Source organism: Ornithinimicrobium cryptoxanthini (assembly GCF_023923205.1).
Classification (GTDB): Bacteria; Actinomycetota; Actinomycetes; order Actinomycetales; family Dermatophilaceae; genus Ornithinicoccus; species Ornithinicoccus cryptoxanthini.
Genome location: NZ_CP099490.1, coordinates 1,809,258 through 1,833,376, shown reverse-complemented (window position 1 = coordinate 1,833,376; position 24,119 = coordinate 1,809,258). Strand labels below are relative to the sequence as shown.

The 24,119-nt window shown below is 70.5% G+C and carries 23 protein-coding genes; 4 read left to right on the top strand and 19 right to left on the bottom strand.

Annotation, left to right across the window (positions count from 1 at the left end):
- Positions 1–18 precede the first annotated feature (18 nt).
- The 5 genes from NF557_RS08420 to NF557_RS08400 all read right to left on the bottom strand — a co-directional run bounded on the left by NF557_RS08420 (position 19) and on the right by NF557_RS08400 (position 4,624).
- Entirely contained in the window at positions 19–1,011 is a 993-nt protein-coding gene (locus NF557_RS08420) for a pseudouridine synthase (RefSeq protein ID WP_252623728.1), read from the bottom strand.
- Positions 1,008–1,655: an SMC-Scp complex subunit ScpB gene (gene scpB / locus NF557_RS08415; RefSeq protein ID WP_252623724.1), complete on the bottom strand. Its 648-nt coding sequence runs from the start codon at positions 1,653–1,655 to the stop codon at positions 1,008–1,010. Before scpB ends, NF557_RS08420 begins: the two co-directional genes overlap by 4 nt.
- On the bottom strand, positions 1,648–2,580 hold the full coding sequence (locus NF557_RS08410; RefSeq protein WP_370584445.1) for a segregation and condensation protein A: 933 nt from the start codon (positions 2,578–2,580) through the stop codon (positions 1,648–1,650). Before NF557_RS08410 ends, scpB begins: the two co-directional genes overlap by 8 nt.
- 17 nt (positions 2,581–2,597) lie before the next feature.
- Positions 2,598–3,530: a ParA family protein gene (locus NF557_RS08405; RefSeq protein ID WP_370584446.1), complete on the bottom strand. Its 933-nt coding sequence runs from the start codon at positions 3,528–3,530 to the stop codon at positions 2,598–2,600.
- A 92-nt stretch (positions 3,531–3,622) separates the two neighbouring features.
- Positions 3,623–4,624, bottom strand: coding sequence for a site-specific tyrosine recombinase XerD (locus NF557_RS08400; protein WP_252623722.1), 1,002 nt, complete (start codon positions 4,622–4,624; stop codon positions 3,623–3,625).
- A gap of 12 nt (positions 4,625–4,636) precedes the next feature.
- Here NF557_RS08400 and NF557_RS08395 point away from each other — a divergent pair, with 12 nt between their 5' ends.
- A complete protein-coding gene (locus NF557_RS08395) occupies positions 4,637–5,254 on the top strand; it encodes a hypothetical protein (RefSeq protein WP_252623719.1) in 618 nt (205 codons plus the stop codon).
- 131 nt (positions 5,255–5,385) lie between these two features.
- Here NF557_RS08395 and lgt read toward each other — a convergent pair whose 3' ends face one another.
- The 12 genes from lgt to NF557_RS08335 form a co-directional block, all read right to left on the bottom strand.
- A complete protein-coding gene (lgt, locus tag NF557_RS08390) occupies positions 5,386–6,354 on the bottom strand; it encodes a prolipoprotein diacylglyceryl transferase (RefSeq protein ID WP_252624026.1) in 969 nt (322 codons plus the stop codon).
- A 96-nt stretch (positions 6,355–6,450) separates the two neighbouring features.
- Complete coding sequence (gene hisIE / locus NF557_RS08385) at positions 6,451–7,122, bottom strand: bifunctional phosphoribosyl-AMP cyclohydrolase/phosphoribosyl-ATP diphosphatase HisIE (protein ID WP_252623716.1); 672 nt, start codon at positions 7,120–7,122, stop codon at positions 6,451–6,453.
- Positions 7,119–7,907 carry an imidazole glycerol phosphate synthase subunit HisF gene (gene hisF / locus NF557_RS08380; RefSeq protein ID WP_252623713.1) on the bottom strand — a complete coding sequence of 263 codons (789 nt, stop codon included), beginning with the start codon at positions 7,905–7,907 and terminating at the stop codon, positions 7,119–7,121. Before hisF ends, hisIE begins: the two co-directional genes overlap by 4 nt.
- Positions 7,904–8,650, bottom strand: a complete 747-nt coding sequence (gene hisA, locus NF557_RS08375; RefSeq protein WP_252623711.1) for a 1-(5-phosphoribosyl)-5-[(5-phosphoribosylamino)methylideneamino]imidazole-4-carboxamide isomerase — start codon at positions 8,648–8,650, stop codon at positions 7,904–7,906. The genes hisF and hisA overlap by 4 nt, the downstream gene beginning before the upstream one ends.
- Positions 8,647–9,258 (bottom strand): imidazole glycerol phosphate synthase subunit HisH, encoded by a 612-nt coding sequence (gene hisH, locus NF557_RS08370; RefSeq protein ID WP_252623708.1) that lies wholly within the window; start codon positions 9,256–9,258, stop codon positions 8,647–8,649. The genes hisA and hisH overlap by 4 nt, the downstream gene beginning before the upstream one ends.
- 13 nt (positions 9,259–9,271) lie before the next feature.
- Positions 9,272–10,366, bottom strand: a complete 1,095-nt coding sequence (hisB, locus tag NF557_RS08365; RefSeq protein WP_252623705.1) for a bifunctional histidinol-phosphatase/imidazoleglycerol-phosphate dehydratase HisB — start codon at positions 10,364–10,366, stop codon at positions 9,272–9,274.
- Positions 10,363–11,598 (bottom strand): histidinol-phosphate transaminase, encoded by a 1,236-nt coding sequence (hisC, locus tag NF557_RS08360; RefSeq protein WP_252623702.1) that lies wholly within the window; start codon positions 11,596–11,598, stop codon positions 10,363–10,365. Before hisC ends, hisB begins: the two co-directional genes overlap by 4 nt.
- Positions 11,595–12,917 carry a histidinol dehydrogenase gene (hisD, locus tag NF557_RS08355; protein WP_252623699.1) on the bottom strand — a complete coding sequence of 441 codons (1,323 nt, stop codon included), beginning with the start codon at positions 12,915–12,917 and terminating at the stop codon, positions 11,595–11,597. Before hisD ends, hisC begins: the two co-directional genes overlap by 4 nt.
- Positions 12,914–13,822: an ATP phosphoribosyltransferase gene (gene hisG / locus NF557_RS08350; protein WP_252623696.1), complete on the bottom strand. Its 909-nt coding sequence runs from the start codon at positions 13,820–13,822 to the stop codon at positions 12,914–12,916. Before hisG ends, hisD begins: the two co-directional genes overlap by 4 nt.
- 80 nt (positions 13,823–13,902) lie before the next feature.
- On the bottom strand, positions 13,903–14,271 hold the full coding sequence (locus NF557_RS08345) for a YerC/YecD family TrpR-related protein (RefSeq protein WP_252623693.1): 369 nt from the start codon (positions 14,269–14,271) through the stop codon (positions 13,903–13,905).
- A 250-nt stretch (positions 14,272–14,521) separates the two neighbouring features.
- Positions 14,522–15,925 (bottom strand): histidine--tRNA ligase, encoded by a 1,404-nt coding sequence (hisS, locus tag NF557_RS08340; RefSeq protein ID WP_252623690.1) that lies wholly within the window; start codon positions 15,923–15,925, stop codon positions 14,522–14,524.
- Between the two features lie 64 nt (positions 15,926–15,989).
- Positions 15,990–16,682, bottom strand: coding sequence for an MBL fold metallo-hydrolase (locus tag NF557_RS08335; protein WP_252623687.1), 693 nt, complete (start codon positions 16,680–16,682; stop codon positions 15,990–15,992).
- 204 nt (positions 16,683–16,886) lie between these two features.
- Between NF557_RS08335 and NF557_RS08330 the strand changes: the two genes are divergently transcribed.
- The 3 genes from NF557_RS08330 to NF557_RS08320 are packed head-to-tail and all read left to right on the top strand — an operon-like array spanning position 16,887 to position 21,133.
- Positions 16,887–17,534, top strand: coding sequence for a peptidylprolyl isomerase (locus NF557_RS08330; RefSeq protein ID WP_252623686.1), 648 nt, complete (start codon positions 16,887–16,889; stop codon positions 17,532–17,534).
- Positions 17,531–19,822 (top strand): DUF349 domain-containing protein, encoded by a 2,292-nt coding sequence (locus NF557_RS08325; protein WP_252623683.1) that lies wholly within the window; start codon positions 17,531–17,533, stop codon positions 19,820–19,822. Before NF557_RS08330 ends, NF557_RS08325 begins: the two co-directional genes overlap by 4 nt.
- 3 nt (positions 19,823–19,825) lie before the next feature.
- A complete protein-coding gene (locus tag NF557_RS08320; RefSeq protein ID WP_252623680.1) occupies positions 19,826–21,133 on the top strand; it encodes a M18 family aminopeptidase in 1,308 nt (435 codons plus the stop codon).
- 30 nt (positions 21,134–21,163) lie between these two features.
- Here NF557_RS08320 and NF557_RS08315 read toward each other — a convergent pair whose 3' ends face one another.
- Both NF557_RS08315 and NF557_RS08310 read right to left on the bottom strand, forming a co-directional pair.
- The gene (locus NF557_RS08315) at positions 21,164–23,467 is read right to left on the bottom strand and encodes a RelA/SpoT family protein (protein WP_252623677.1); all 2,304 of its coding nucleotides are present in this window, start codon (positions 23,465–23,467) and stop codon (positions 21,164–21,166) included.
- Positions 23,468–23,539: 72 nt separating this feature from the next.
- On the bottom strand, positions 23,540–24,103 hold the full coding sequence (locus tag NF557_RS08310; protein ID WP_252623676.1) for an adenine phosphoribosyltransferase: 564 nt from the start codon (positions 24,101–24,103) through the stop codon (positions 23,540–23,542).
- Positions 24,104–24,119: the final 16 nt, after the last annotated feature.

The window sequence follows — 24,119 nt, the reverse complement described above, 5'->3', positions numbered from 1 at the left end:
CCACGGCTGTGCCCGGTCCTAGAGTCCGGCAGCCCGATAGAGGCCCCCGACCTCCTCCGCGGTGAGCGCACGGGTCCTGCCCGAGCGCAGCTGACCGAGCAGGATCGGGCCGACCTGGACCCGGGAGAGCGCCTCCACGGGGTGCCCCACCTCGGCGAGCAGGCGGCGCACCACGTGCTTTTTGCCCTCGTGAAGGATCAGCTCGACGATCGCCTTGCCCGGCGCGGAGTCGATCAGTTTGAAGGAGTCGACGGCGACGCGGCCCTCCTCGAGCTCCACACCGGCCCGGAGGGTCTTGCCGAGGTCGCGCGGGATCGGACCCGGCACCCGGGCGATATAGGTCTTGGGCACCTCGTATGACGGGTGCTGCAGCCGGTGCGCCAGCTCACCGTCGTTGGTGAGCAGCAGGAGTCCTTCGGTGTCGGCGTCCAGACGGCCGACGTGGAAGAGGCGCTCGTTGCGGGGCGGCAGGTAGTCGGCGATGGAGGGACGGCCGAGGTCGTCGTTCATCGTCGAGACCACTCCCAGCGGCTTGTTGAACGCCAGATAGAGCCGGCTCTCGTCGAGCACGACGCGGGTGCCGTCCACGTGGATGGTCTGGCCGACCGGGTCGACGCGGACGCCGAGCTCGGTGACGATGTGTCCGTCCACCTCCACCCGTCCCTGCGTGATCAGCAGCTCGCACGCGCGGCGGCTGCCGATGCCCGCAGCGGCCAGCAGCTTCTGCAGCCGGACACCGTCGGGCTGGTGGACATCGGCACCGGAGTCGTCCACCGGCGGCGGCCCAGCCTGGCGCTTGGGCTTGACCTTGCGGGGCGGGCCGGCGTCCGGTCCGACCGGACGGCCGGGGCGACCACGCGGATTGTGCCGGCGCTTGCCGCCGCCACCTGGCGCACCGCGGCCACCGCCGGAGCCACCCGAGCGACCCCCACTGGAACCACCTGAGCGACCCCCGCTGGAGCCACCTGAACGGCCCCCACTGGAGCCACCTCGTTGCTGGGGCGGGTTCATGCGTGTCCTTCCGAGGCGAGTTCTTCGATGACATCAGCGGACGGCAGATAGGGCGCCAACGCTGGCAGATCGTCCAGGCTGTCCAGGCCCATCCGCTGCAGGAACAGGTCGGTGGTGCCATAGAGCGCAGCCGCTCCGGGCTCACCGTCGATGACGACCTCCTGGATGAGGCCGCGTGAGATCAGCGTCCGGACGACACCGTCCACGTTGACGCCGCGCACAGCACTGACGCGCGCACGGGAGATCGGCTGACGATAGGCGACGACGGCCAGGGTCTCCAGGGAGGCCTGCGTGAGCCGCGCCTGCTGCCCGCCCATCAGGAACTTCTCCACGACAGGGGCATAGGCAGGCTTGGTATAGATCCGCCAGCGCCCGCCCAGCTTGCGCAGCATGAAGCCGCGGTCGCTCTCGGCATAGTCGGCCGCGAGGTCTTCCAGGATGGCGGTGACGTCCTCCAGCGGCAGTTCCAGGGCCGAGGCGAGGACAGCCTCGTCCGCGGGCTCATCGATGACCATCAGGACGGCCTCGAGCGCAGATCGTGCGCCACCGGGGAAGTCGTTGATGTCAAAGGCGACCTGCTCTACGGCCCCGTCCTCAGGCTCGCTCTCGACCTCGGACTGGTTCTCGATCTCGGGCTCAGTCATCATCGACCTCCTGCACGTCGTCCTCGTCGAACTCGTCACTGACGTCGACCCCGCCCGTGGCCGACCCGGTCCAGCGGACCGTCAGCTCGCCGAGCGCGTCCTCCTGCTCCAGGCCGATCACCGACTCGCGGAACAGTTCGAGCAGCGCCAGGAAGCGGGCCACGATGACCAGCGTCGTGTCCGCGTCCGAGACCAGGTCCCGGAAGCTGACCGTGCCCCGCGAGCGGAGCCGCTCCACGACGATCGCAGCCTGTTCCCGCACCGAGACCTGGGGCGCGTGCAGGTGGGTGAGGCCGACGGTCGGCGGGGGCTTGGGGATCATCGCCCGGGCCGCGATCATGGCCAGCTGATCGGGCGTGATGTTCATGATCAGCTCGGGCAGGAGCGAGGTGAACTCATCCTCCAGCGCCACGTCGCGCGGGAAGATCCGACCGACCGTGGCCATCCTGCTCGAGAAGGCGGCCGCGACGTCTTTAAACGCGCGATACTGCAGCAGCCGGGCAAAGAGCAGGTCTCGGGCCTCGATCAGCTCGAGGTCCTCCTCGTCCTCCTCCCGACGGTTCGGCAGCAACCGGGAGGCCTTCAGGTCCAGCAGGGTCGCCGCGATCAGCACGAACTCCGAGGCCTGGGACAGGTCCCACTCCTCGCTGGTGCTCTGCGCGGCCCGCAGGTGCGCCACGAACTCGTCGGTGATGGTGGCCAGGGCGATCTCGGTGACATCCAGCTTGTGCTTGGCGATCAGGCCGAGGAGCAGCTCGAACGGACCCTGGAAGACGTCGAGGTGCACCTGGAACGGCACGGGACCACGGCGGGTGAGCACACCACCGGGGACGGCCTGTTCCGGGTGGAGGACGGGTTCGGGTGTGCCCGGATCGAACTTCGGGTCGGTGGCCGGGTCGGCGACTGCCTCCGCCGCGGGCTCCACGTGGGCGACCTGCAAGGTCAGGGCGCGCCGCCGCGCGAGACGAGCTCGCGGGCCAGCTGCCGGTAGGCCTCAGCGCCGCTGTGGGTGCTCGCGTAGGACGTGATCGGCTCCGCCGCGAGGGTGGCGTCGGGGAACTTGATGGTCCGGCTGATGACGGTGTGGAAGACCTTGTCCTGGAAGTGGTCGACCACGGAGCGCACGACCTCCTTGGAGTGCAGGGTGCGCCCGTCATACATCGTCGCGAGGATGCCGTCGAGAGTCAGCGCCGGGTTGAGCCGGTCGGTGATCTTGTCGATGGTCTCGATCAGCAGGGCCACGCCGCGCATCGCGAAGAACTCGCACTCCAGCGGGATGATCACACCGTGAGCCGCGGTGAGCGCGTTGACGGTGAGCAGCCCGAGGGAGGGCTGGCAGTCGATCAGGACGACGTCATACTCGTCCAGCACGGGGCGCAGCACGCGGGCCAGGACCTGCTCGCGGGCCACCTCCCCGACGAGCTGGACCTCGGCCGCGGACAGGTCGATGTTGGCGGGGACGACGTCCAGGTTCTCCACGCGGGTCTGCTGGATCACGTCGTGGACGTCATGGCCGCGCTCGACCAGCAGGTTGTAGATCGTGGTGTCGAGCTGGTGGGTCGGGATGCCGAGGCCCACGGACAGGGCGCCCTGCGGGTCGAAGTCGACCAGCAGCACGCGGCGGCCGGCCTCCGCCAGGGCGGCACCCAGGTTGATGGTGGTCGTGGTCTTGCCCACGCCACCCTTCTGGTTGCACATCGCGATGATCCGGGCCGGACCGTGCCGATCCAGCGGCGGTGGGGTGGGGAACTCGGGCATCACCCGACCGGTCGGACCGACCTGTCCGCTGCCTGCGGTCTCGGTGCCGGGCAGCCGGTCGTGCGAGGTCTTGTTGCTCGCTGCGTCCTGCCTCGTCGCCTCGGATGTCACACTCACTCCGCCCTCCGGTCCGTGTTCGGCGTCTCGCCGATCGCTCCGACCTTAACTGCAGACGGCCCCGGGGACCAATGGTGGTGCTCCGGTCAGCCTCACCGGGCCCGGGGGTGGGACTGGGCATAGACCTCACGCAGGTGACGCACGGTGACCAGCGTGTAGATCTGGGTCGTCGTCACGGAGGCGTGGCCCAGCAGCTCCTGCACCACCCGGACGTCGGCCCCACCGTCCAGCAGGTGGGTGGCAAAGGAGTGTCGCAGGGTGTGCGGGCTCAGGTGCCCGGACAGGTCTGCCGCCTCCGCGGCACGTTGTATGACGGACCACGCGCTCTGCCGGGACAGTCGCCCGCCGCGCTGGTTGAGGAAGACCGCCGGGGTGCCCCTGCCCTTGGTCGCGAACGCTGGCCTGCCGCGCACCAGCCAGGCGTCCAGGGCATCGGCCGCATAGCGCCCCAGCGGCACGATCCGCTCCTTGCTGCCCTTGCCGAACAGTCGCACCACGGCACCGGGCGCCGTGTCGCCCTGCTCCCCTGGGCCCTGCGCCCCACCGGCACCGCCGCGCGGCCCCAGGTCGATGTCGTCGATGTCCAGCCCGATCGCCTCGCTCACCCTGGCCCCAGAGCCATAGAGCACCTCCAGCAGCGCACGGTCGCGCAGGCTCGCCGGGGTATTGCCGACGCTGGCGGCCTCCAGCAGCCGCTCTACCTCCTCGATGCTGATCGCCTTGGGCAGTCGTCTGGCCGGGGTCGGCGGAGCCACCACCTGTGCCGGGTCGTCGGCGGACTCTCCCTCGGCCGCGAGGAAGCGGTGGAACCCGCGGACCACCACCAGAGCCCGGGCGGCCGACGACGCGGCCAGCGGCGGGCAATCCTCGTCGCCGGTGCGCAGGTGGGCCAGGAAGTCGGAGACCATGCCCTCGGAGACCTCGACCGGCGAGGCCACCTCCCGGGCCCGGAGGAAACCCAGATAACGGTTCAGATCACGCTGATAGGCCTTCAGGGTGTGCTCCGACGAGCCGCGCTCGACCCTGAGGTGGTCGAGCCACCCACGGGCGGCCCGGCTCAGCGGGTCGCGGGGTGCGAGGGCGGGCGTCGGCATACATTCATTGTCATGCAGTGGTATGCCGAAACTCCCGTCCGACGCTCCCGGCAGGTCGTGGGGGATCTGCTCGTCCTGGGCTGGGTGGTCGCCTGGGTGCTCATCGGCCGCTGGACCTTCGGCCTGGTCAGCCTCCTCGCCGCCCCTGCGGACCCGCTGCGCGCGGCGGGCACGACGGTGCAGGGACGATTCGATGAGGTGGCCGGCCGGATCAGCGAGGTGCCGCTCGTCGGCGACCGGTTGACGGGGCCCTTCGCCGGCGCGGCGGACGCGGGCGGATCGCTCGTCCAGGCCGGTGACTCGCTCGACAGTGCCGTCAACCGGGTCGCCTGGCTGCTCGCCATCCTGGTGGCAGCCACCCCGATCCTGCTCGTGGCAGGTGCCTATCTGGCGCTGCGGGTCACCTATCTGCGACGCGCCACGGCGATCGCCCGGCTGCGCGAGGCTCCGGGCACCGTCGAGCTCCTGGCACTGCGGGCGCTGGTGACCCAGGCTCCTGCCACGCTGGCCCGGGTCCACCCCGACCCGCTCGAGCAGTGGCGGGCAGGGGACACAGAGACCGTCGCCGCGCTGGCCGGACTGGAGCTGCGTCGCCTGGGCCTGCGCTCCGTGCCGCTCAGCCCACGGTGATCTGGGCGGGAGTCAGCAGAGGTCTTGAGAAGCCCTGACACGGTCGTTCCTGATGCGGTGGCCCCTGACGAGGTGGCCCTGAGCAGGGGTGATGTGCACACGTGACACTGGTGCGCGGGGGCACACCAGTGTCACGTCTCCCGAGGGTCGGGCCCCCCGGCCTCGGCGCCGACGTCCTCTGACTGCGCGTCGCTGGCCACCTCGTCCACGACGACGCTGTCTGTCGCAGCCTCGCCAGAGCCGGCCCTCTCCTCCGCGGGGGTGACCTCGTCCGGCCCGCCCACACCGGCCCGTTCGACCCAGGGCTCACGTCCGGGCCGGAGCTTGTGCAGCGCGGCGAAGAGCAGCAGCCCCACGACGATGAAGATCAGGGCCGTGAACTGGTTGGTGCGAAACGGGCCGATCAGATAGCTGAAGTCCGTCCGGATCCCCTCGATCCAGAATCGGCCCGAGCCGTAGACCACCATGTAGAGCGCAAACAGCTTGCCCCAACCCAGGGTGAACTTGCGGTCCAGCCAGAGCAGCAGCAGCCCGCCGAGCGCGTTCCAGGTCAGCTCATAGAGGAAGGTCGGCTGGAAGGTCTCCACGTCCCGGAACTCGGGAGGGCGCCGGTCCGGATCGATCTCCAGGCCCAGCGGTCCGTCGTCGGGGCCACCGAAGAGCTCCTGGTTGAACCAGTTGCCGAGCCGGCCGGTGGCCTGGGCGAAGATCAGACCCGGAGCCAGTGCGTCGGCGAAGGCGCTGAGCCGGGCGCCCTTGCGCCACGCGACATACAGCGCACCGAGGCCGCCGCCGATGAGGGCGCCGAAGATCGCGATGCCGCCCTCCCAGATGTAGAGCGCGCTGATCGGGTCGCGGCCAGCCCCGAAGTAGTCCCCCCAGTGTGTGAGGACGTGATAGATGCGGGCACCGATGATGCCGCTGATGATCGCCACGAAGGCGATCGACTCCCAGGTCTCGGCCAGTCCGCCGCGCCTCACCCACCGCCAGCGCCCCAGCACCCAGGCCAGGATCATGCCGGCCATCAGGCACAGGGCATAGATGTGGATGGTCAGCGGGCCGATGGAGAACTGGCTGATGTCTGGGCTGGGGATCGACATGATCACACCGCCCATCATGCTGGACCGCATGCCCCGTCGAGAAACGACCCCCTGCTCGCTCCCCGTTGTGGGGTGGTTCGGACCGCCGCGTGGGCTTCAGCCGTGGCGTCGTCGCAGCTCGACCTCGACGTCCGCGAGGGCGAGGCCGCGGCTGCGGAGCAGGACCAGCAGGTGATAGATCAGGTCGGCCGACTCGCCGATCAGGTCGGGATCGTCCTGGGCCACGGCAGCCAGGGCCGTCTCGACGCCCTCCTCCCCCACCTTCTGGGCGATCCGGCGCACGCCGCCCTCCAGCAGCGAGCTCGTGTAGGACCCCTCGGGTCGCTCCTGGTCACGCGCGAGCACGATCTCCTCGAGCTCCGCCAGGAACGAGCCGGCCCCGCCGGTGAAGCAGGTCTCCTCCCCCGTGTGGCAGGTCGGCCCGTCCGGGTAGCACACCAGGAGCACGGTGTCCCGGTCACAGTCGACCTCGACCGAGACCACCCGCAGGTAGTTGCCGCTGGTGGCGCCCTTGACCCACTGCCGCTGGCGGCTGCGGCTGAAGAACGTGCCCAGCCCGGTCCGCAGGGTCGTGGTCAGGGCCTCGGCATCCTGATAACCCAGCATCAGCACGTGCCCGGTGCGGTGGTGCTGGACCACGACGGGGAGCAGCCCGCCCTGCTTGGCGAAGTCGAGGTCGGCCACGCCCAACCCGTGCGGCAGCTGCAGCGCCGGACGCTGCGCGCTACTTTGCGCCCCAGCGTGAGCCTCCCCCTGCGGGGTGGTCATGACAACACCTCCACGTGCCGGACGACGATGCCGGCAGCCGCCAGCTCCACCTTGAGGGCCGCGATGCTGAGGTCGCCGGAGTGGAAGACCCCGGCCGCCAGCGCGCCGTCGACGTCCGCCGCCCGGAAGACGTCGATGAAGTGCTGGGCCCGCCCCGCCCCGCCCGATGCGATCAGGGGCACCTCACAGACCTGCCGCACGGCGCTCAGCTGCTCCACGTCATACCCCTGTCGGACACCGTCGGAGCCCATCGCGTTGAGCACGACTTCACCGGCACCGAGCTCCTGGACCCGCTCGACCCAGTCGAGCGTGGTGACCTCCAGGGCTCGAGTGGCGTCGGGGTCGCCGGTGAGCTGCCGGATGCGCCAGGTGCCGTCCTCGTCGCGCAGACTGTCCACCCCGACGACGACACACTGGCTGCCGAACTCGCGGGCCAGCTCCTGGACCAGCTCGGGGCGGCGGGTCGCGGGGGTGTTGACGGAGATCTTGTCGGCTCCGGCCAGGAGCACCGCGCGGGCGTCAGCGACGGAGCCGATGCCACCGGCCACGCAGAACGGGATGTCGATCTGACGGGCGACGGCGTCGACCCACGACAGGTCGACGCGCCGCCCCTGCGGGCTGGCGGTGATGTCATAGAAGACCAGCTCGTCGACGCCCTCCGCGCTGTAGTGCGCGGCCAGCTCGGTGATGCCGCCCATGTCCTGGTGGTCGCGGAAGCGAGTGCCCTTGACCACCCGTCCGTCCCGGACGTCGAGGCAGGCAATCACCCTGCGCGCCAACGTCACTGGCGCTCCTCAGCAATCGCCTCGGTGATGGTCAGCTTGTCCTCGAGCAGCGCCTTGCCCAGGATCACGCCGGCGCAGCCGACCTTGCGCACGCTGCGCACATCGGCGGCGTGGCGCGCACCGCCGGAGGCCTGGACCGCCACGTCGGGCACCGCCCGGGTCAGGAAGGTGTAGAGGTTGAGATTGGGGCCGGACAGGGTCCCGTCGCGCCCGATGTCGGTGCACAGCGCGTGCGCCAGCCCGGACCGGGCATAGTGGCTCAGCAGCGCTGCCAGGTCGGTCTCGGAGTCTGCGGTCCACCCGCTGGTGGGCAGCACCCACGAGCCGTCCTCACCGGCCCGGGTGTCGAACGCGACCGTGATCCGCTCGGGACCGAACTCCTCGATCCAGGACGCGACCGTCTCCGGTTCGCGCACGGCCAGCGAGCCCAGGACCACGCGGCTGGCGCCGGCCTCGAGCACCTCGGCGACGTCCTCCTTGCCGCGCACCCCACCACCGGTCTGCACGGACAGCCCGGTCTCGGCCACGATCTGTCGCAGCAGCGGCACCAGTGTGTAGTCACCAGCCCGGGCCGCGTCCAGGTCGACCAGGTGCAGCCAGGTGGCTCCACCCTCGGCATACTCCCGCGCGACCGTCAGCGGGTCGTCGGGATAGCGGGTCTCCTTGTTGTAGTCACCCTTCAGCAGCCGAACCACGCGACCTTCGCGCACGTCGATTGCCGGATAGATGGTGAAGTCGGTCATGGCGACACCTCCAGGACAAAGTTTGTCAGCAGCCGCAGGCCTGCGGTAGCCGACCTCTCGGGGTGGAACTGCGCACCCCAGTGGTTGCCACTGCGGACGACGGCACTCCAGGTCCCGCAGTGGTCGGTGGTCATCACGGTGTCCCCGGTCACAGGCGCACCATAGCTGTGCACAAAATAGGCGCGCGTGCCGTCGGCCAGCCCGCTGGTCAACGGGTCCTCGCGCAGGGAGGTCAGCTCGTTCCAACCCATGTGCGGCACGCGCTGGCCGGGGCGGGGCGTGATCGCGACCACCTCGCCGGCCAGCAGACCCAGACACGTCGTCCCGCCGTCCTCGGCAGAGCGGTCGAAGAGCAGCTGCATGCCCAGGCACACGCCGAGCAGCGGCTGCTCCAGGTCGCGCAGCACCTCGACCAGACCGGCGGCGTGCAGCCGGCGCATGCCGGCCGCGGCCGCCCCGACACCGGGCAGGATCACCCGGTCGGCAGCGCGGATGACGTCAGGGTCGTCGGTCAACCGCGCGTCGGCACCGACCCGGTCCAGGGCGTAGCGCACCGAGGCGATGTTGGTCCCGCCGGAGTCGACCAGCGCGATCGTCGGTCGCCTCATCGCCCACCAGCGCTCACAGGACCCCCTTGGTCGACGGCAGCTCGGTGCCCTCCACCGCGATCGCCTGGCGCAGCGCACGGGCGACGGCCTTGAAGCCCACCTCGATCTTGTGGTGGGCGTTGTCTCCGGTGACGCCCAGGTGCAGCGTCGCCCGCAGGGCCTCGGCGAAAGAGCGCCAGAAGTGCTCGACCATCTCGGTGGGCAGGTCGCCGACCATCTCGCGCTCGAAGGTGCAGTCGAACTTCAGGAACGGCCGACCCGACAGGTCGAGAGCGGCGCTCGCCTGCGCCTCGTCCATCGGCGCCGTGAAGCCATAGCGGCCGATGCCGCGCCGGTCGCCGAGTGCCTCGTCGAGGGCCTGGCCGATCGCCAGGGCCGTGTCCTCGGTGGTGTGGTGCTCGTCAATGTGCAGGTCGCCCTCGCAGGTGACCTTCATCGAGAAGCCGCCGTGCTTGGCGAGCTGGTCGAGCATGTGGTCCAGGAAGCCCAGGCCGGTGGAGATCTCGATGTCGCCGGTGCGGTCCAGATCGACCTCGACGTGGATCCTGGTCTCGGAGGTGTTGCGGTCGACGACCGCGACCCGCGGACGGTTCGCCAGGACGTGGGCGATCTGCTCCCAGCTGACCGCCTCGTCGCCACCCTGGCCCATCGAGCTCTGCAGCAGGAAGGTCTTGATGCCGAGGTTGTCGCCGAACTCCCGGTCGGAGAGCCGGTCGCCGACCATCATCGAGCGGTCCCAGTCGATGGTGCGGTCCCTGAGCAGGTGACGCACCATGCCGATGCCCGGCTTGCGGGTGTCCGGCTGGTTCGGACCTGGCGGGTGCGGGTCGACGTGCACCTCCTTGAAGGTGACGCCCTGGCTCTCCAGGATGTGCAGCAGCAGGTCGTGCGGGCCCTGGAAGGTCTCGACCGGGAAGTTCGGGCCGCCGAGGTCGTTCTGGTTGGAGACCATCACAAAGTCCCACCCGGCGTCGCGCAGCATGGTCAGGGCCGGCAGGACCCCGGGCACCAGGCGCAGCTTCTCGTAGGAGTCGATCTGGCAGTCCTCGGGTTCTTCGATGATCGTGCCGTCCCGGTCGATGAACAGGACGGGGCGCAGGGTGCTCATGGGTGTTGTCCTCGGGCTGGTGTGGTGGTTGGTCGGGTGAGATCAGGTCTGCTGTGGAGCTCGTCGGTCGGTGGCTGCACCGAGGCGGTCGGTGCCCCTTCAGCGGGCCGGCCAAGAGCGCGTGCCACTGCGTCGATCTCCGCCGGCGAGCCCACGGTCACGCGCAGGGCGTCGTCGAGGAGGTGTCGCATGTCGCGCACCACGATGCCACTGCCGCGCAGGACGGTCAGCAGCGCATCCACGTCGGGGCTGCGGACGAGCAGGAAGTTGGCCTCGCTGCCACAGACGGTGCGCACCCTCGGGTCGGCACTCAGGAGCTCGACGAGGCGCTCGCGCCCGGCGCGGGTCTCGGCGACCCGAGCAGCGACGGAGCGCCGGGCCGAGGTGGACAGGGCGCTGACCGCCAGTTCGGCGACGGGGGCGGGGACGGGATAGGGCGCCTGCACCCGGCGCAGCACCGTGGCCAGGTCGGGATGGCTCAGGGCGACGCCGACGCGCACTCCTGCCAGGCCGTGCGCCTTGGACAGGGTGCGGAGCACCACGAGGTTGGCGTGCTCTGGCAGCAGCGTCGTGGCGCTGGGTGGGCCTGCGAACTCCTGGTAGGCCTCGTCGATCACGACGACCGCGGTGTCCGCCAGGGCGTGTGCCAGGTCTGCGACCTGATCCAGCGGGACGACGGCCCCCGTGGGGTTGCCGGGACTGGCGAGGAAGACCAGCCGGGCACCCGCACCGCGGGCGGCGTGCGCGACGGCGGCGACGTCAACTTCCCAACTGGCGCCGAGGTCCCGCTGGGGGACGTCGATGACCGGCACGGCCTGCAGCCGGGCGCTGACGGCATACATCCCGAAGGTCGGTGAGGTCTGCACGACCGCGTCCGTGCTGCCCGGTCGGCACAGGGTGCGGACCAGCAGGTCGATGGCCTCGTCGCTGCCCCGGCCGACGACGACACGGTCGGGCGAGACGGCATAGGTCCGGGCCAGGGCCTCGACCAGCTCGGCCGGCTGCGGATCGGGATAGCGGCGGTTGGCGCCTTCCGGGTCGACGGCGCTGGCGCTGGAGGCCTCGTTGGCGTTGAGCCAGATCATGGCCGGCGGGCCGTCGTCGCTGGTCCGTGCGGAGGAGTAGCCGGTGAAGTCCTGCAGGTCCGCCCGGATCAGGTGGGCCGGAAACAATTTTTGCAGGGGTTCTGCTGCCCGGCCCCGTGTTTTTGCAGGGGTTTCGCTGCTCGTCATGAGTTCCCCTCACGGTCCGTGCCCCGGGCGCGGGCCAGGCGGCGGGTGACGGCCGCCTGGTGCCCGAGGAGTCCCTCGGCAGCGGATAGCTCCACCGCCGTCGCGGCCAGTGCTGCCAGGCCGGCCGGCGTGACACGTTGCACGGTCATCGCGATCTGGAAGCTCGCGACATTGACGCCACCGGTCCACCGCGCCGCGCCGGCCGTGGGCAGGACGTGGTTGGTCCCGCTGCAGTAGTCGCCCAGGGTCTCTGGTGCCCAGTCCCCCAGGAAGACCGATCCGGCGCGCTCGACGCGGTCCACCCAGGTCGACGGCTCGCGCAGCGCGAGGATCAGGTGCTCCGGCGCATAGTCGTTGCTGATGGTGAGGGCCTCGTCCAGGTCGCTGGTGATCACGACCGCACTGGCCCCCAGTGCCTTTGCCGCGGTCTCGGCGCGCGGGAGGTCCACCAGCTGGGCCTCCAGCTGCTCGCCGACCGCCTGCGCCAGCACAGCGTCGTCGGTGAGCAGGAGCACCTGCGAGTCCGGGCCGTGCTCCGCCTGCGAGAGCAGGTCGGCCGCGACAAACTCGGGGTCAGCCCCGGCGTCAGCGATGACGACGACCTCCGAGGGCCCGGCAGGCAGGTCGATGCCCGGTCCTCCCTCGGCGGTGCTGACCTGCCGCTTGGCCTCGGTGACCCAGGCGTTGCCCGGGCCGAAGATCTTGTCGCAGCGCGGGACCGAGGCAGTGCCATAGGCCATGGCGGCGATCGCCTGTGCCCCGCCGATCACGAAGACCTGGCTGATGCCGCACTCGGCAGCCGCGGCCAGCACGGTCGCATCGGCCCGCCCGTCCGGTCCCGGAGGGGTGCACAGCACGATCTCAGGGCATCCGGCGAGCTGCGCCGGGACACCGAGCATCAGCGCTGTCGACGGCAGCGGCGCGGAGCCGGCCGGGACATAGAGGCCCACCCGGCGGATCGGCCGGATCACTCTGGCGCAGTTCACGCCCGGAGCCGTCTCGACCTCATAGTCGCTGGCCATCCCGCCCTCGTGGAAGGTCCGGATGGTGTCTGCCGCCACGGTGATGGCCTCGCCCAGCTCGGGCGTCAGGCCCCGGACCGCCTCGGCGATCTCCTCGGGTGCGACCACCACTGACTCGGCGGGGACGGGGTCGAAGCGCGCGCCATACTCGTCCAGCGCGGCATCTCCACGCTCGCGCACACCGGCGAGGATCTCGGCGACCCCGGCGGTGACCTGCGGGCCGGCCACAGCAGTCCCCCGCGAGAGCAGGTCGGCGCGCTCGGCCTCAGCCAGCTCTGCCCAGACCACGGTCCTCATGCCAGCATCCCCTCGACCGGCAGCACCATGATCGTGTGTGCGCCGGCACGCTTGAGCTCCTCCAGCCGCGGCCACGGCACGGCGTTGTGGCACAGCAGCTGCACCGAGACCTCGTCGCGACCGTCCACGGCCAGGATCGTCGGCTCGCCGCCGGCCGGCAGCCGCTGCAGCACGTCGGTGAGGACGGCGCGGTCGGCACGCAGCATCAGCAGGCGGGTCTCCTTCAGGCGCAGGGCACCGTCCATCCGCCGCAGCAGCAGGTCAGCGATCTCCTCACGACCGTCCTCCAGCGCCGCGACCGGCCCGGCGATGACCGCCTCGGAGTGCAGCAGGGTCTCGACCGGCTTCAGCGAGTTCGCGGCCAGGGTCCCGCCGGTGGAGACCAGGTCGCACACCACGTCCGCCTGCCCGAGGCGTGGGGCGATCTCGACCGAGCCGGAGAGGGTGACCACCTCAGCGCTGACCCCCTTGTCGGACAGCCACCGGCTGAGGGTGCGCGGAAAGCTCGTGGCGATGCGCTGCCCGGCCAGCTGCTCCGGGCCGGTCCACTGCTCGTCGTCGTTGATCGCGATGTCCAACCGGCACACGCCCCAGCCCAGCTGACGCCACTCCTTCAAGGCGCTCGTCCCACCATCGTGCTGCCGCGCCAGGTCGTTCTCGACGAGCACGTTGCGCCCGACGATCCCGAGGTCACAGACGCCGTCGGCGATCAGGCCGGGGATGTCGTCGTCGCGCACGAGCAGTAGGTCGACGGGCAGGGACTCGCCATAGCAGAAGAGCCGGTCGCGGCTCTCCCGCCAGGTCAGGCCGCAGGAGGCGAGCAGGTCGCGGGCGGGCTCGGCCAGGCGGCCGGACTTCTGGATCGCCACGCGCAGGCGGTCTCGGGTGGTGGCAGGCGGGGTCATCGTGACCTTCCGGGTCTGGGCCGCTGTGGGCCCTGGTGTCTGGGGCAGGCGCGTCGTCGCGTCAGGTTGATCCGGTGCGCTCAGCCGTGGGCCGGCTGCGCACCGCGGCTATGCCCGAGGGCTTCCGCGCGGGTCTGGGCGAGCACGTCGCGATAACCACCGGTGCCGTGCTCCAGGCAGCGGGCCACTCGTCCGACGGTGGTGACGCTGACCCCGGTCTGCTCGTGCACCTGGCGGTAGGACACCCCGTCGGCCAGCAGCGGCACCACGCTCCACCGGTCGGCGAGCGCCTCCAGTTCTGCCGGTGTGCACAGGTCGGCCAGGAAGTCCGTCATCCGGTCTGCGTCGTCGACGGCTGCCAGGGCCCGCGCCAGCTCGACCTGCGCCCGCGCACCTCGTGACGACTCGTCAGCGACGCTGAGGGGCTGGCCGGTGTCGCGTCGCTTCATCAAGGCTCCCGTGAGTGGTGTCCGACGCCAACCGGTGTGTTAGCGCGTTATTACGCTAACACGCTTCGCGGCTGATTCCGACCATGCCACCGCATGGTCGGGGTATGACGACTCGACCCGGCCGGCCGCACAGGTATGCCGTGTGCGCAGGGCAAGGATGCCGAGTTGCTGCGCGAGTGCCCCGGTGACGTGCCGCTGACCCCTTGAATTCGCCGTGCTCCCGACCCGCACAGTCGGGGCACTCGTCGCCTCAGTCGTCGCGCGGCAGGTCGAGGGGCTGCGCCAGCTCGACGCGCAGCGCCGGCACGATCTCGTCGCGGGCGACGGAGAACTGGTCCTGACGACGCAGGTCCTTGATCGTCACCGTGCCGGCCCCGACCTCCTGCTCCCCCAGGATGGCGACGAAGCGGATCCCGGCGCGATCGGCATACTTCAGCTGTTTGCCGAGCTTGCCGCCGTCCAGGACCACCTCGGTGTTGATCCCGCCCTGTCGCAGGTCGGTGGCCAGGGCCAGGCACTGCGGCAGGTGGGCCTCATCAAGCTGCGGCACCAGCACCTGCACCGTCGACTCGGCGGTCTGCACCAGCCCGGCCTCGCGCAGCTGCCAGAAGAGGCGGCTGAGCCCGATCGACATGCCGACACCGGGCAGCGTGGACTTGGTGTACTGCCCCGCCAGGTCGTCGTAGCGGCCGCCGGAGCAGACCGACCCGATCTCCGGGTGGTCATCCAGGGTCGTCTCATAGACGGTGCCCGTGTAGTAGTCCAGACCGCGGGCGATCGAGAAGTTTAGGGCGTAGTCGCTCTCGGGGACACCCAGGTCACGCAGCACCGTCAGCACCTCACGCAGCTCGGCGACTCCCGTCGCGAGCAGCTCCGAGCCGCGCGACTCCCCCAGGACCCGGTCCAGGTGCGCCAGCGCCTCCTGGTGGGAGGTGGAACGGACGGCGACGAGGGCCAGGACGGCGTCCGCGGCCTCCTCCGACAGCCCCAGGCCCTCGCCCACGAGGGTCTGGCGGATCGCGTCCGCACCGCGCTTGTCCAGCTTGTCGACCTCACGCAGGACCGTGACCTGCAGGTCTGCGTCGGTCAGCCCGAGGTCCTCGAAGTAGCCGCGCATCAGCTTGCGGTTGTTGAGCTGGACCGTGAACGGGCCGATGGCCAGGTCGGTGAAGATCGTGTGGATCACCGCCGGGCACTCAGCGTCGTGGCGTGAGCTGAGACCGTCCTTGCCGATGATGTCGATGTCGCACTGATAGAACTCCCGGAACCGGCCCCGCTGGGGACGCTCACCGCGATAGACGCGCTGCATCTGATAGCGACGGAACGGGAAGGTGAGCTGGTGCTCGTGCTCGGCCACATAGCGCGCGAGCGGCACGGTGAGGTCGAAGCGCAGCGCGAGGTCGGGCAGCCCCGCCGCGGGGTTCGCTGCAGCCTTCTCCAGCGCTCCCGTGGACTGGACGAAGAGCACCTGCCGCTCCGTCTCGCCGCCGGTCTTGGTCAGCAGCACGTCGGTGACCTCGTAGGCCGGCGTCTCGATCGGCAGGAAGCCGAACCGCTCGTAGCCGCTGCGGATCACGTCGAGCATGCGCTGGAACGCGATCTGCTCGGTGGGCAGGAGCTCGAGGGTGCCGGGGGCGGTGCGGGGCTTGATCACGACGGCGAGTCTAACGAGATCCTGGCCCTGGCCCGTCGCCGGAAGGAGGTGAGCGCGGCGGGCGTCAGCGCAGCGAGGTCAGATAGGGGTTGGTCACCCGCTCGTGGGCGATCGTGGTGGCTGGCCCGTGACCGGGCAGCACCAGGCTGGTGTCGGACAGCGGGAGTATGACGTCACGCAGGGAGCGCTGCATCGCACCGTGGTCGCCGCCCGGGAGGTCGGTGCGCCCGATGGACCCCGCAAAAAGGACGTCACCGGTGAGGACCGTGCGGTCGACGTCCGCGTCGATGCCGCTCGGGACCCCGGCCAGGTCGAAGAGGACGGACCCCTCCGTGTGACCGGGGGCGTGGGAGATGCCGAGGGTCAGCCCAGCCAGCTGGAGGACCTGCCCTCCCCTGACGTCCACGACGGTGTCGGGCTCGCTCCACGAGGCGCGGGTGCCGAACTGCTGCTCCAGCATGTTGAGCAGCGCCGGGCTCGTGCTGGACAGCGGGTCGCGGAGGCGATAGCGGTCATCCTCGTGGATGTAGGCGGCCGTCGTCCCCGCACAGACCGGCGTGACGGAGTAGGTGTGGTCGAGGTGACCGTGGGTGAGCAGGACCGCGGCCGGGCGCAACCCGCTGTCCGCGAGCACCTCTGCCAGGTGTGCCTCGACACCCACGCCGGGGTCGACGATGACGCACTCCTGTCCCGACTCCGGCGCCACGACGTAGCAATTGGTCCCGAAGGCCGCCGCCTCAATCCGCTTCACCAACACATGACCCAACCTACGCGTGATCGTGTCCAAACCGTCATCACGTTGTGACCACTTCGCGTCGGGCCGCTGCCTAAACTGGCGGCTCCACCCGATGAGCACGTCAGGAGCACAAGAATGGCGTTGGGTCGTCACCGGTGGCTGGCCCGGGGGTTGCTGGTGGGTAGCGCGCTTGTCGTCGCGTCCTGCGGCAGTTCTCAGGCTCCAGTGGCCGAACCGTCCTCGTCCCCTCAGGAGACGGCCGTCTCCACCACACTGTCTCCGGCCGGCGCCGACGCCGGCTGTGGCTATGCGCCCGCCGTGCCCAGCGGCAGGCAGACCCAGGTGGAGGCGCCGGAGGCTGAGATCACCGGCACGTGGCAGGGTGCGATCACCACCAACTGCGGCATCATCGAGGTCGAGCTCTACGGCGACAAGGCACCCCAGACTGTCGGGTCCTTCGCGCACCTGGCCGAGCATGGCTACTGGGAGGACAGTCCCTGTCACCGACTGACGACGCAGGGGATCTATGTGCTGCAGTGCGGTGACCCGACCGGCACTGGACGGGGCACGCCGGGCTACACCTTCGGCATCGAGAACGCCCCCGAGGACGGCAAGTATCCACCCGGCACCCTTGCGATGGCGCGAAGCCAGGACCCCAACAGCAACGGCGGGCAGTTCTTCATCGTCTACAACGACACCGAGCTGCCGACGCAAGGTGGTGGATACAGCATCTTCGGTAGGGTCACTAGTGGAATGGACATCGTTGACCGCGTCGCCGAACAAGGCGTCGATGGCGGCGGTGCCGACGGGCCTCCCGCGGCACCGATCAGCATCCTCTCGGTCGAGGTCACACAGGAAAAGGCGTCAGAGTGAGCGAGCACACGCAGGGAACCCCAGCCACACCGGACGAGCCCTCGGTGGCTCCGGACGAGACGACACCCGAGACGGCACCCGCAGACCAGGCAGCCGAGAGCAGCGGTGCCGAGGTGGCGGCGTCAGTGCCCAGCCCCGACCCGTCGGCCGTCCCGGTCCCCGGTCTGCCGGAGCCGGTCGAGCCGACACCTGAACCTCAGCCCGAGCCGGGTCAGCCGGACCCAGCACCCTCCCCAGTCCCCGACCCCGTCGAGCCGGCCACCGAGACAGCACCCGAGCCCACACCAGAGCCGGCCCCTGAGACAGCACCCGAACCCGCAGCCGAGACGAGCGGTGCCGAGGTGGCGGCGTCAGTGCCCAGCCCCGACCCGTCGACCGTCCCGGTCCCCGGTCTGCCAGAGCCGGTCGAGCCGACACCTGAACCTCAGCCCGAGCCGGGCCAGCCGGACCCAGCACCGTCCCCAGTCCCCGACCCCATCGACCCGACCCCCGAGCCCGCAGCCGAGCCGGCCCCTGAGACAACACCCGAACCCGCAGGAGAGACGAGCGGTGCGGAGGTGGCGGAGTCAGTGCCCAGCCCCGACCCGTCGACCGTCCCGGTCCCCGGTCTGCCAGAGCCCGTCGAGCCGACACCTGAACCTCAGCCCGAGCCGGGCCAGCCGGACCCAGCACCGTCCCCAGTCCCCGACCCCGTCGACCCGACCCCCGAGCCCGACCCGCTCGCGTCAGTCCCGGACACAGCGACTCCTGAGGTCGTGTCGGAGCCCGCTGCTGAGGCGTCGTCGGAGGCCGAGCCTGCCCCCGAGCCCGCAGCTGTGGCCGCACCGGAGCCGGCCGCTGAGGCAGCGCCCGAGCCCGCCCCCGTGGCCACACCAGAGCCGGCAACTGAGGCAGCCCCCGAGCCCGCAGCCACTCCCCCGAGCCCGGTTCCGACGCCGAAGCCGGGTCCGCCCGTGCCATCACCCGCGGCCCTCGCAGGCCGCCGGCCGGCAGCGCGTCCTGTCGTGCCGGTCATGCCGCCCCCAGCGGCCATGTCCGACTCGGTAAAGTTCGGCCGGGTGGGCGACGACGGCACGGTCTTCGTCAAGGACGGTGAGCAGGAGCGTGCCGTCGGGTCCTACCCCGAGGCCAGCCACGAGGAGGCATTAGCCTACTTCGCCCGCAAGTATGACGAGCTGACCGCCAACGCCGGCCTGCTCCAGCAGCGTCTGGGGCAGACCGACCTCTCCGCCCACGAGGCGCGCGAGGCGCTGAAGACGCTCCGAGACCAGATCGGTGAGGCCAACGTCGTCGGCGACCTGCCGGCGCTGCGCGAGGCCGTGGACCAGATCGAGGTCGCGGTCAAGGACCGCCAGCGCGCCGAGACCGAGGCACGCACCCAGGCCAAGGCTGAGGCCACCGTGACCCGCGAGGCGCTCGTCGCCGAGGCCGAGAAGCTCGCCGCCGCCGACGTCCACCAGGTGCAGTGGAAGACCGCCAGCGCACGGATGCGCGGCATGCTCGACGAGTGGCGCGGCCTGCAGAAGAAGGGCCCCAAGCTCGACAAGGACGTCGAGAACGCCCTCTGGCAGCGGCTGAGCTCGGCCCGCAGCACCTTCGACAAGTCGCGCAAGGGCTTCTTCAGCGAGCTCGACACCCAGCACACCGAAGCCAAGCGGGCCAAGGAGAAGCTGGTCGCTGAGGCCGAGGCACTCTCCACCAGCAAGGACTGGGGCTCCACCGCCGGTGCCTTCAAGCGGCTGATGCAGGACTGGCGTCGCGCCGGTCGTGCCCAGCGTGCGGACGACGACGCCCTGTGGGAGCGCTTCAAGACTGCCCAGGACGCCTTCTTCAACGCCAAGGACGAGGTGGTGGCCGCCGAGAACGAAGAGTTCAAGGCCAACCTGGTCGTCAAGGAGGACCTCCTCAAGGAGGCCGAGTCGCTGGTCCCGGTCAAGGACCTGACCTCGGCCAAGGCCCAGCTGCGGGCCATCCAGGACCGCTGGGACGAGGCCGGCAAGGTGCCCCGCGAGGACATGTCCCGCGTGGAGGGTCGCCTCCGCAAGGTCGAGCAGGCCGTCCGCGACCTCGACGACGCCAAGTGGACCCGCACCAACCCCGAGCTCAACGCCCGTGCCCAGTCGATGGTCGAGCAGCTCGAGCGCGCGGTGCAGGGCCTCGAGCAGGACCTCGCCGCGGCGCAGGCCTCCGGCGACGACACGAAGATCCAGCAGGCCCAGGCCGCGCTCGACGCGCGCCGCGAGTGGTTGGACTCTGCCCGGGGCGGCGTCTCCGAGTTCGGCGGCTGACCCGTGGCCCACGAGTTCGACCAGGACGACATCGCAGCCCTCCTGGCGTCATACCTCGATGCCTCTCCCTCCCCGTTCCACGCGGTCGAGGGCGCCGCGCTCATCCTCGGCGCCAGCGGTTTCACGCGGGTGGCTGAGACCGACCCGACACCGACCGAGCCCGGCCGCTATCTGGCGGTCCGGGGCGGATCACTGATCGCCTGGACCACCGAGGCGGATCAGGGGCCGGCCACGCCCTTCCGGGTCGTCGGCGCGCACACCGACTCCCCCAACCTGCGGATCAAGCCACGCCCCGACGTCCTGCGGCACGGCTGGCAGCAGCTCGCGGTCGAGATCTATGGTGGGCCGTTGCTCAATACCTGGTTGGACCGTGACCTGGGCCTGTCGGGCCGGGTCGCGGTGCGTTCCGACCACGGGGCACAGCCGCGACTGCTGCTCATCGACGAGCCCCTGCTGCGGGTCTCCCAGCTGGCACCGCACCTGGACCGCACGGTCAACAGCGAGGGGCTGCGCCTCAACGCCCAGCAGCACCTGGTGCCGCACTGGGGGCAGGGCCACGAGGCTGGTGACTTCGTGGGCTTCGTCGCGGACCGCCTCGACGTGGCCCCCGAGGACGTCCTGGGCTGGGACCTGATGACCCATGACCTGACTCCGGCGCGCCGCATCGGCCGCGACCGTGACCTGCTGGCCTCGGCCCGGCTGGACAACCTGGCCACCTCGTTCGCCGCGACAGTCGCGCTGGCCACCTCCGTCGACGAGGACCTGGCCCCCGGCGCCGGCGTCGTCCCCGTCGTGGCCCTGTTTGACCACGAGGAGGTCGGCAGCACCACCGAGCGCGGGGCCCAGTCGACCTTCCTGCCGGCGATGCTGGAGCGGATCGTGCTCTCGAGGGGCGGCACCCGCGAGGACTACCTGCGGGCCCTGGCCGGCACCGTCATCGCCTCAGGCGACATGGCGCACGCCACCAACCCCAACTATGCCGACCGCCACGAGCCGGGCCACCACGTGCAGCTGAACGGCGGCCCGGTGCTCAAGATCAACGCGCAGGCCCGCTATGCCACCGACGGCATGGGCGCCGCCGCGTTCCGGCTGGCCTGCGAGCAGGCGGGCGTGCCGGTGCAGTCGTTCGTGACCCGCACCGACCTGCCCTGTGGCTCGACGGTGGGGCCGATGACCTCGGCGCTGACCGGCGCGACCACGGTCGACTTCGGGGCTCCCACGCTGTCGATGCACTCCACCCGCGAGGCGTGCGGGGTGGCCGACCAGGCGATGTATGCCGCGGCGCTCGCAGCCTTCCTCTTCCCTGCCTGAGGGGGCTCAGACCCTCAGGCGCCAGGGGGCTCAGGCCGTGCGGTGCCGGCGGTGCGGGTCGGTCTGGGCGGTGCCGGTGATCCGATAGGCGTCCAGGACGCCGCTGACGCGCCGCACCGCGCGGACCACTGACTCGAGGTGGCTCGGGTCGGCCATCTCGAAGGTGAACTTCGACAGGGCGACCCGGTCCCGTCCGGTCTGCACCGACGCAGCCAGGATGTTGACGTGCTGCTCGGTCAGCACCTTGGTCATCTCCGCGAGCAGGCCGGCTCGGTCGAGGGCCTCCACCTGCAGCTGCACCAGGAACACACTGGTCTCGGTCGGGCTCCAGGCCACGTCGATGATGCGTTCGGGATAGCGCCGCAGCGACTCGGCGTTGGTGCAGTCGGTGCGATGCACCGAGACCCCGTTGCCGGTGGTGACGAACCCCATGATCGGGTCACCCGGGACAGGTGTGCAGCACTTGGCCAGCTTGACCCACACATCATCCGTGCCGACCACCGTGACACCGGCGTCCAGGGTGCGGCTGCGGCCCCGGCTCGGCAGGGTCGCCTCCGCCAGGTCCTCGGTGGCGCCGTCCTCACCGCCGAGGTTGGCGACCAGCTGGCTCACCACGTGGGCTGCGGAGACATGGCCCTCACCCACCGCGGCATACAGCCCGTCGACCGAGGTGTAGCGCAGGTCGTTGGCGACAGCCGTCAGCGTCTCGTGCGACATCAGCCGCTGCAGCGGCTGGTTCTGCTTGCGCAGCACCTTGGCGATCTGGTCCTTGCCGGACTCGATCATCTCCTCGCGGCGCTCCTTGGAGAACCACTGGCGGATCTTGTTGCGGGCCCGCGGGCTCTTGACGAAGTTGAGCCAGTCGCGGCTCGGGCCGGCCCCGGCCGCCTTGCTGGTGAGGATCTCGACCACGTCGCCGTTGCTCAGGGAGCTGTCCAGGGCCACCAGCTTGCCGTTGACCCGACCCCCGACGCAGTGGTGGCCGACCTCGGTGTGGACCGCATAGGCGAAGTCGACCGGGGTCGCGCCGGACGGCAGCGCCATGACGTCACCACCAGGGGTGAAGACATAGACCTCGGCACCGCTGATCTCAAAGCGCAGGGACTCCAGGAACTCACCCGGGTCCGCGGTTTCCTTCTGCCAGTCGAGGAGCTGGCGCAGCCACTCCATGCCCTCCATCTGGGCCGGTCCGCCGTCGGAGCCGAGCGACTTGGAGCCGTCCTCCTTGTATTTCCAGTGGGCGGCCACGCCATACTCCGCCCGGCGGTGCATCTGGTGGGTGCGGATCTGCACCTCGACGGGCTTGCCGTCGGGGCCCATCACGGTGGTGTGCAGCGACTGGTACATGTTGAACTTCGGCATCGCGATGTAGTCCTTGAACCGGCCCGGGACCGGGTTCCACCGCGCGTGCAGCGCACCGAGCACTGCATAACAGTCCTGGACCGTCTCGACGAGCACCCGCACGGCCACCAGGTCATAGATCTGCTCGAAGTCCCGCCCGCGCACGATCATCTTCTGATAGACGGAGTAGTAGTGCTTCGGGCGGCCGGTGACGACGGCCTTGACCCGGGCCTCCTTGAGGTCCTTCTGGATGTCGCGCCGCACGGCCGCGAGGTACTCCTCCCGGGCCGGGGCGCGCTGGGCGACCATCCGCACGATCTCGTCATAGACCTTGGGATAGAGCTGGGCGAAGGAGAGGTCCTCCAGCTCCCACTTGATCGTGTTCATGCCGAGCCGGTGCGCCAGCGGCGCATAGATCTCCAGCGTCTCGTTGGCCTTGCGGGCGGCCGACTCGGGCGAGACATAACGCCAGGTGCGGGCGTTGTGCAGCCGGTCGGCGAGCTTGATGACCAGCACGCGGATGTCCCGCGCCATGGCGACCACCATCTTGCGGACGGTCTCCGCCTGGGCGGCCTCGCCATACTGCACCTTGTCGAGCTTGGTCACCCCGTCGACCATCATGGCGATCTCCTCGCCGAACTCCGTGCGCAGCTGGGTCAGGGAGTATGCCGTGTCCTCGACCGTGTCGTGCAGCAGCGCCGCGGCCAGGGTCGAGGGGGTCATGCCCAGCTCGGCCAGGATGGTGGCGACCGCCAGGGGGTGGGTGATGTAGGCGTCGCCGCTCTTGCGTTCCTGGCCCCGGTGGGCGCGCTCGGCGACGTCGTAGGCGCGCTCGATCAGCTCGAGGTCGGCCTTGGGGTGGGTCGCCTTCACGGCGCGCAGCAACGGCTCCAGCACCGGGTTCGACCCGGCGCGGGTCCCTCCCAGTCTGGCCAGGCGAGCCCGCACGCCCTGGCTGGTGTGGGAGGAGGTCTGCGGGAGGTCCTCACTCATGACGTGATTGTAGGCCGAACGAGCCGGCGACTTCGCCCGCGCGCACCTCGCGCCGACCCCGCGTCCCTGGGTCTAGTCGGTTAGCAGGGCGTTGACGCGCGTTCCCGCGAGCTTGTCCCGGCCGCGCAGGAAGCCCAGCTCCAGGACGACCTCGACGGCCACGACCTCGCCGCCGCAGCGTCGGACCAGCTCCACGGCGGCGGCAGCCGTCCCGCCGGTCGCCAGCACGTCGTCGACGATCAGCACGCGCTGGCCCGCCTGGATCGCGTCGGTGTGCACCTCGACGGTCGCCGAGCCGTATTCGAGCGAGTAGGACACCGAGTGTGTCTGCGAGGGCAGCTTGCCCTCCTTGCGGACCGGGACGAAGCCCGCACCGAGCCGGTCGGCGATGACCGACCCCAGGATGAAACCGCGTGCCTCGATGCCGATCACAAGGTCGGCAGCGCCGTCATAACGACGCACCACATCTGTGCTGACCCGGTTGCGCAGGTCGACGTCGAGCAGGAGCGGGGTGAAGTCCTTGAAGAGCACCCCCGGCTCGGGGAAGTCCGGGATCGCGCGCAGGCTGGCCGCGACGTCCCGGGCCAGGTGTGGATCGGGACCGTCACCGTCGACGGGACGCTGGTCTGGGGTCATAGCGTGAGTATGCCGT

Bases quoted from the DNA above. Each gene is read 5' to 3' on its own strand.
- NF557_RS08400 (WP_252623722.1), bottom strand. From the start codon at position 4,624: ATGCCGACGCCCGCCCTCGCACCCCGCGACCCGCTGAGCCGGGCCGCC.
- hisB (WP_252623705.1), bottom strand. From the start codon at position 10,366: ATGAGCACCCTGCGCCCCGTCCTGTTCATCGACCGGGACGGCACGATC.
- hisD (WP_252623699.1), bottom strand. From the start codon at position 12,917: ATGAGGACCGTGGTCTGGGCAGAGCTGGCTGAGGCCGAGCGCGCCGAC.
- NF557_RS08310 (WP_252623676.1), bottom strand. From the start codon at position 24,103: ATGACCCCAGACCAGCGTCCCGTCGACGGTGACGGTCCCGATCCACAC.
- NF557_RS08420 (WP_252623728.1), bottom strand. From the start codon at position 1,011: ATGAACCCGCCCCAGCAACGAGGTGGCTCCAGTGGGGGCCGTTCAGGT.
- hisH (WP_252623708.1), bottom strand. From the start codon at position 9,258: ATGAGGCGACCGACGATCGCGCTGGTCGACTCCGGCGGGACCAACATC.
- NF557_RS08345 (WP_252623693.1), bottom strand. From the start codon at position 14,271: ATGAAGCGACGCGACACCGGCCAGCCCCTCAGCGTCGCTGACGAGTCG.
- NF557_RS08315 (WP_252623677.1), bottom strand. From the start codon at position 23,467: ATGAGTGAGGACCTCCCGCAGACCTCCTCCCACACCAGCCAGGGCGTG.
- NF557_RS08395 (WP_252623719.1), top strand. From the start codon at position 4,637: ATGCAGTGGTATGCCGAAACTCCCGTCCGACGCTCCCGGCAGGTCGTG.
- lgt (WP_252624026.1), bottom strand. From the start codon at position 6,354: ATGTCGATCCCCAGCCCAGACATCAGCCAGTTCTCCATCGGCCCGCTG.
- hisG (WP_252623696.1), bottom strand. From the start codon at position 13,822: ATGACCCCGCCTGCCACCACCCGAGACCGCCTGCGCGTGGCGATCCAG.
- hisC (WP_252623702.1), bottom strand. From the start codon at position 11,598: ATGACGAGCAGCGAAACCCCTGCAAAAACACGGGGCCGGGCAGCAGAA.
- scpB (WP_252623724.1), bottom strand. From the start codon at position 1,655: ATGACTGAGCCCGAGATCGAGAACCAGTCCGAGGTCGAGAGCGAGCCT.
- hisA (WP_252623711.1), bottom strand. From the start codon at position 8,650: ATGACCGACTTCACCATCTATCCGGCAATCGACGTGCGCGAAGGTCGC.
- hisIE (WP_252623716.1), bottom strand. From the start codon at position 7,122: ATGACCACCCCGCAGGGGGAGGCTCACGCTGGGGCGCAAAGTAGCGCG.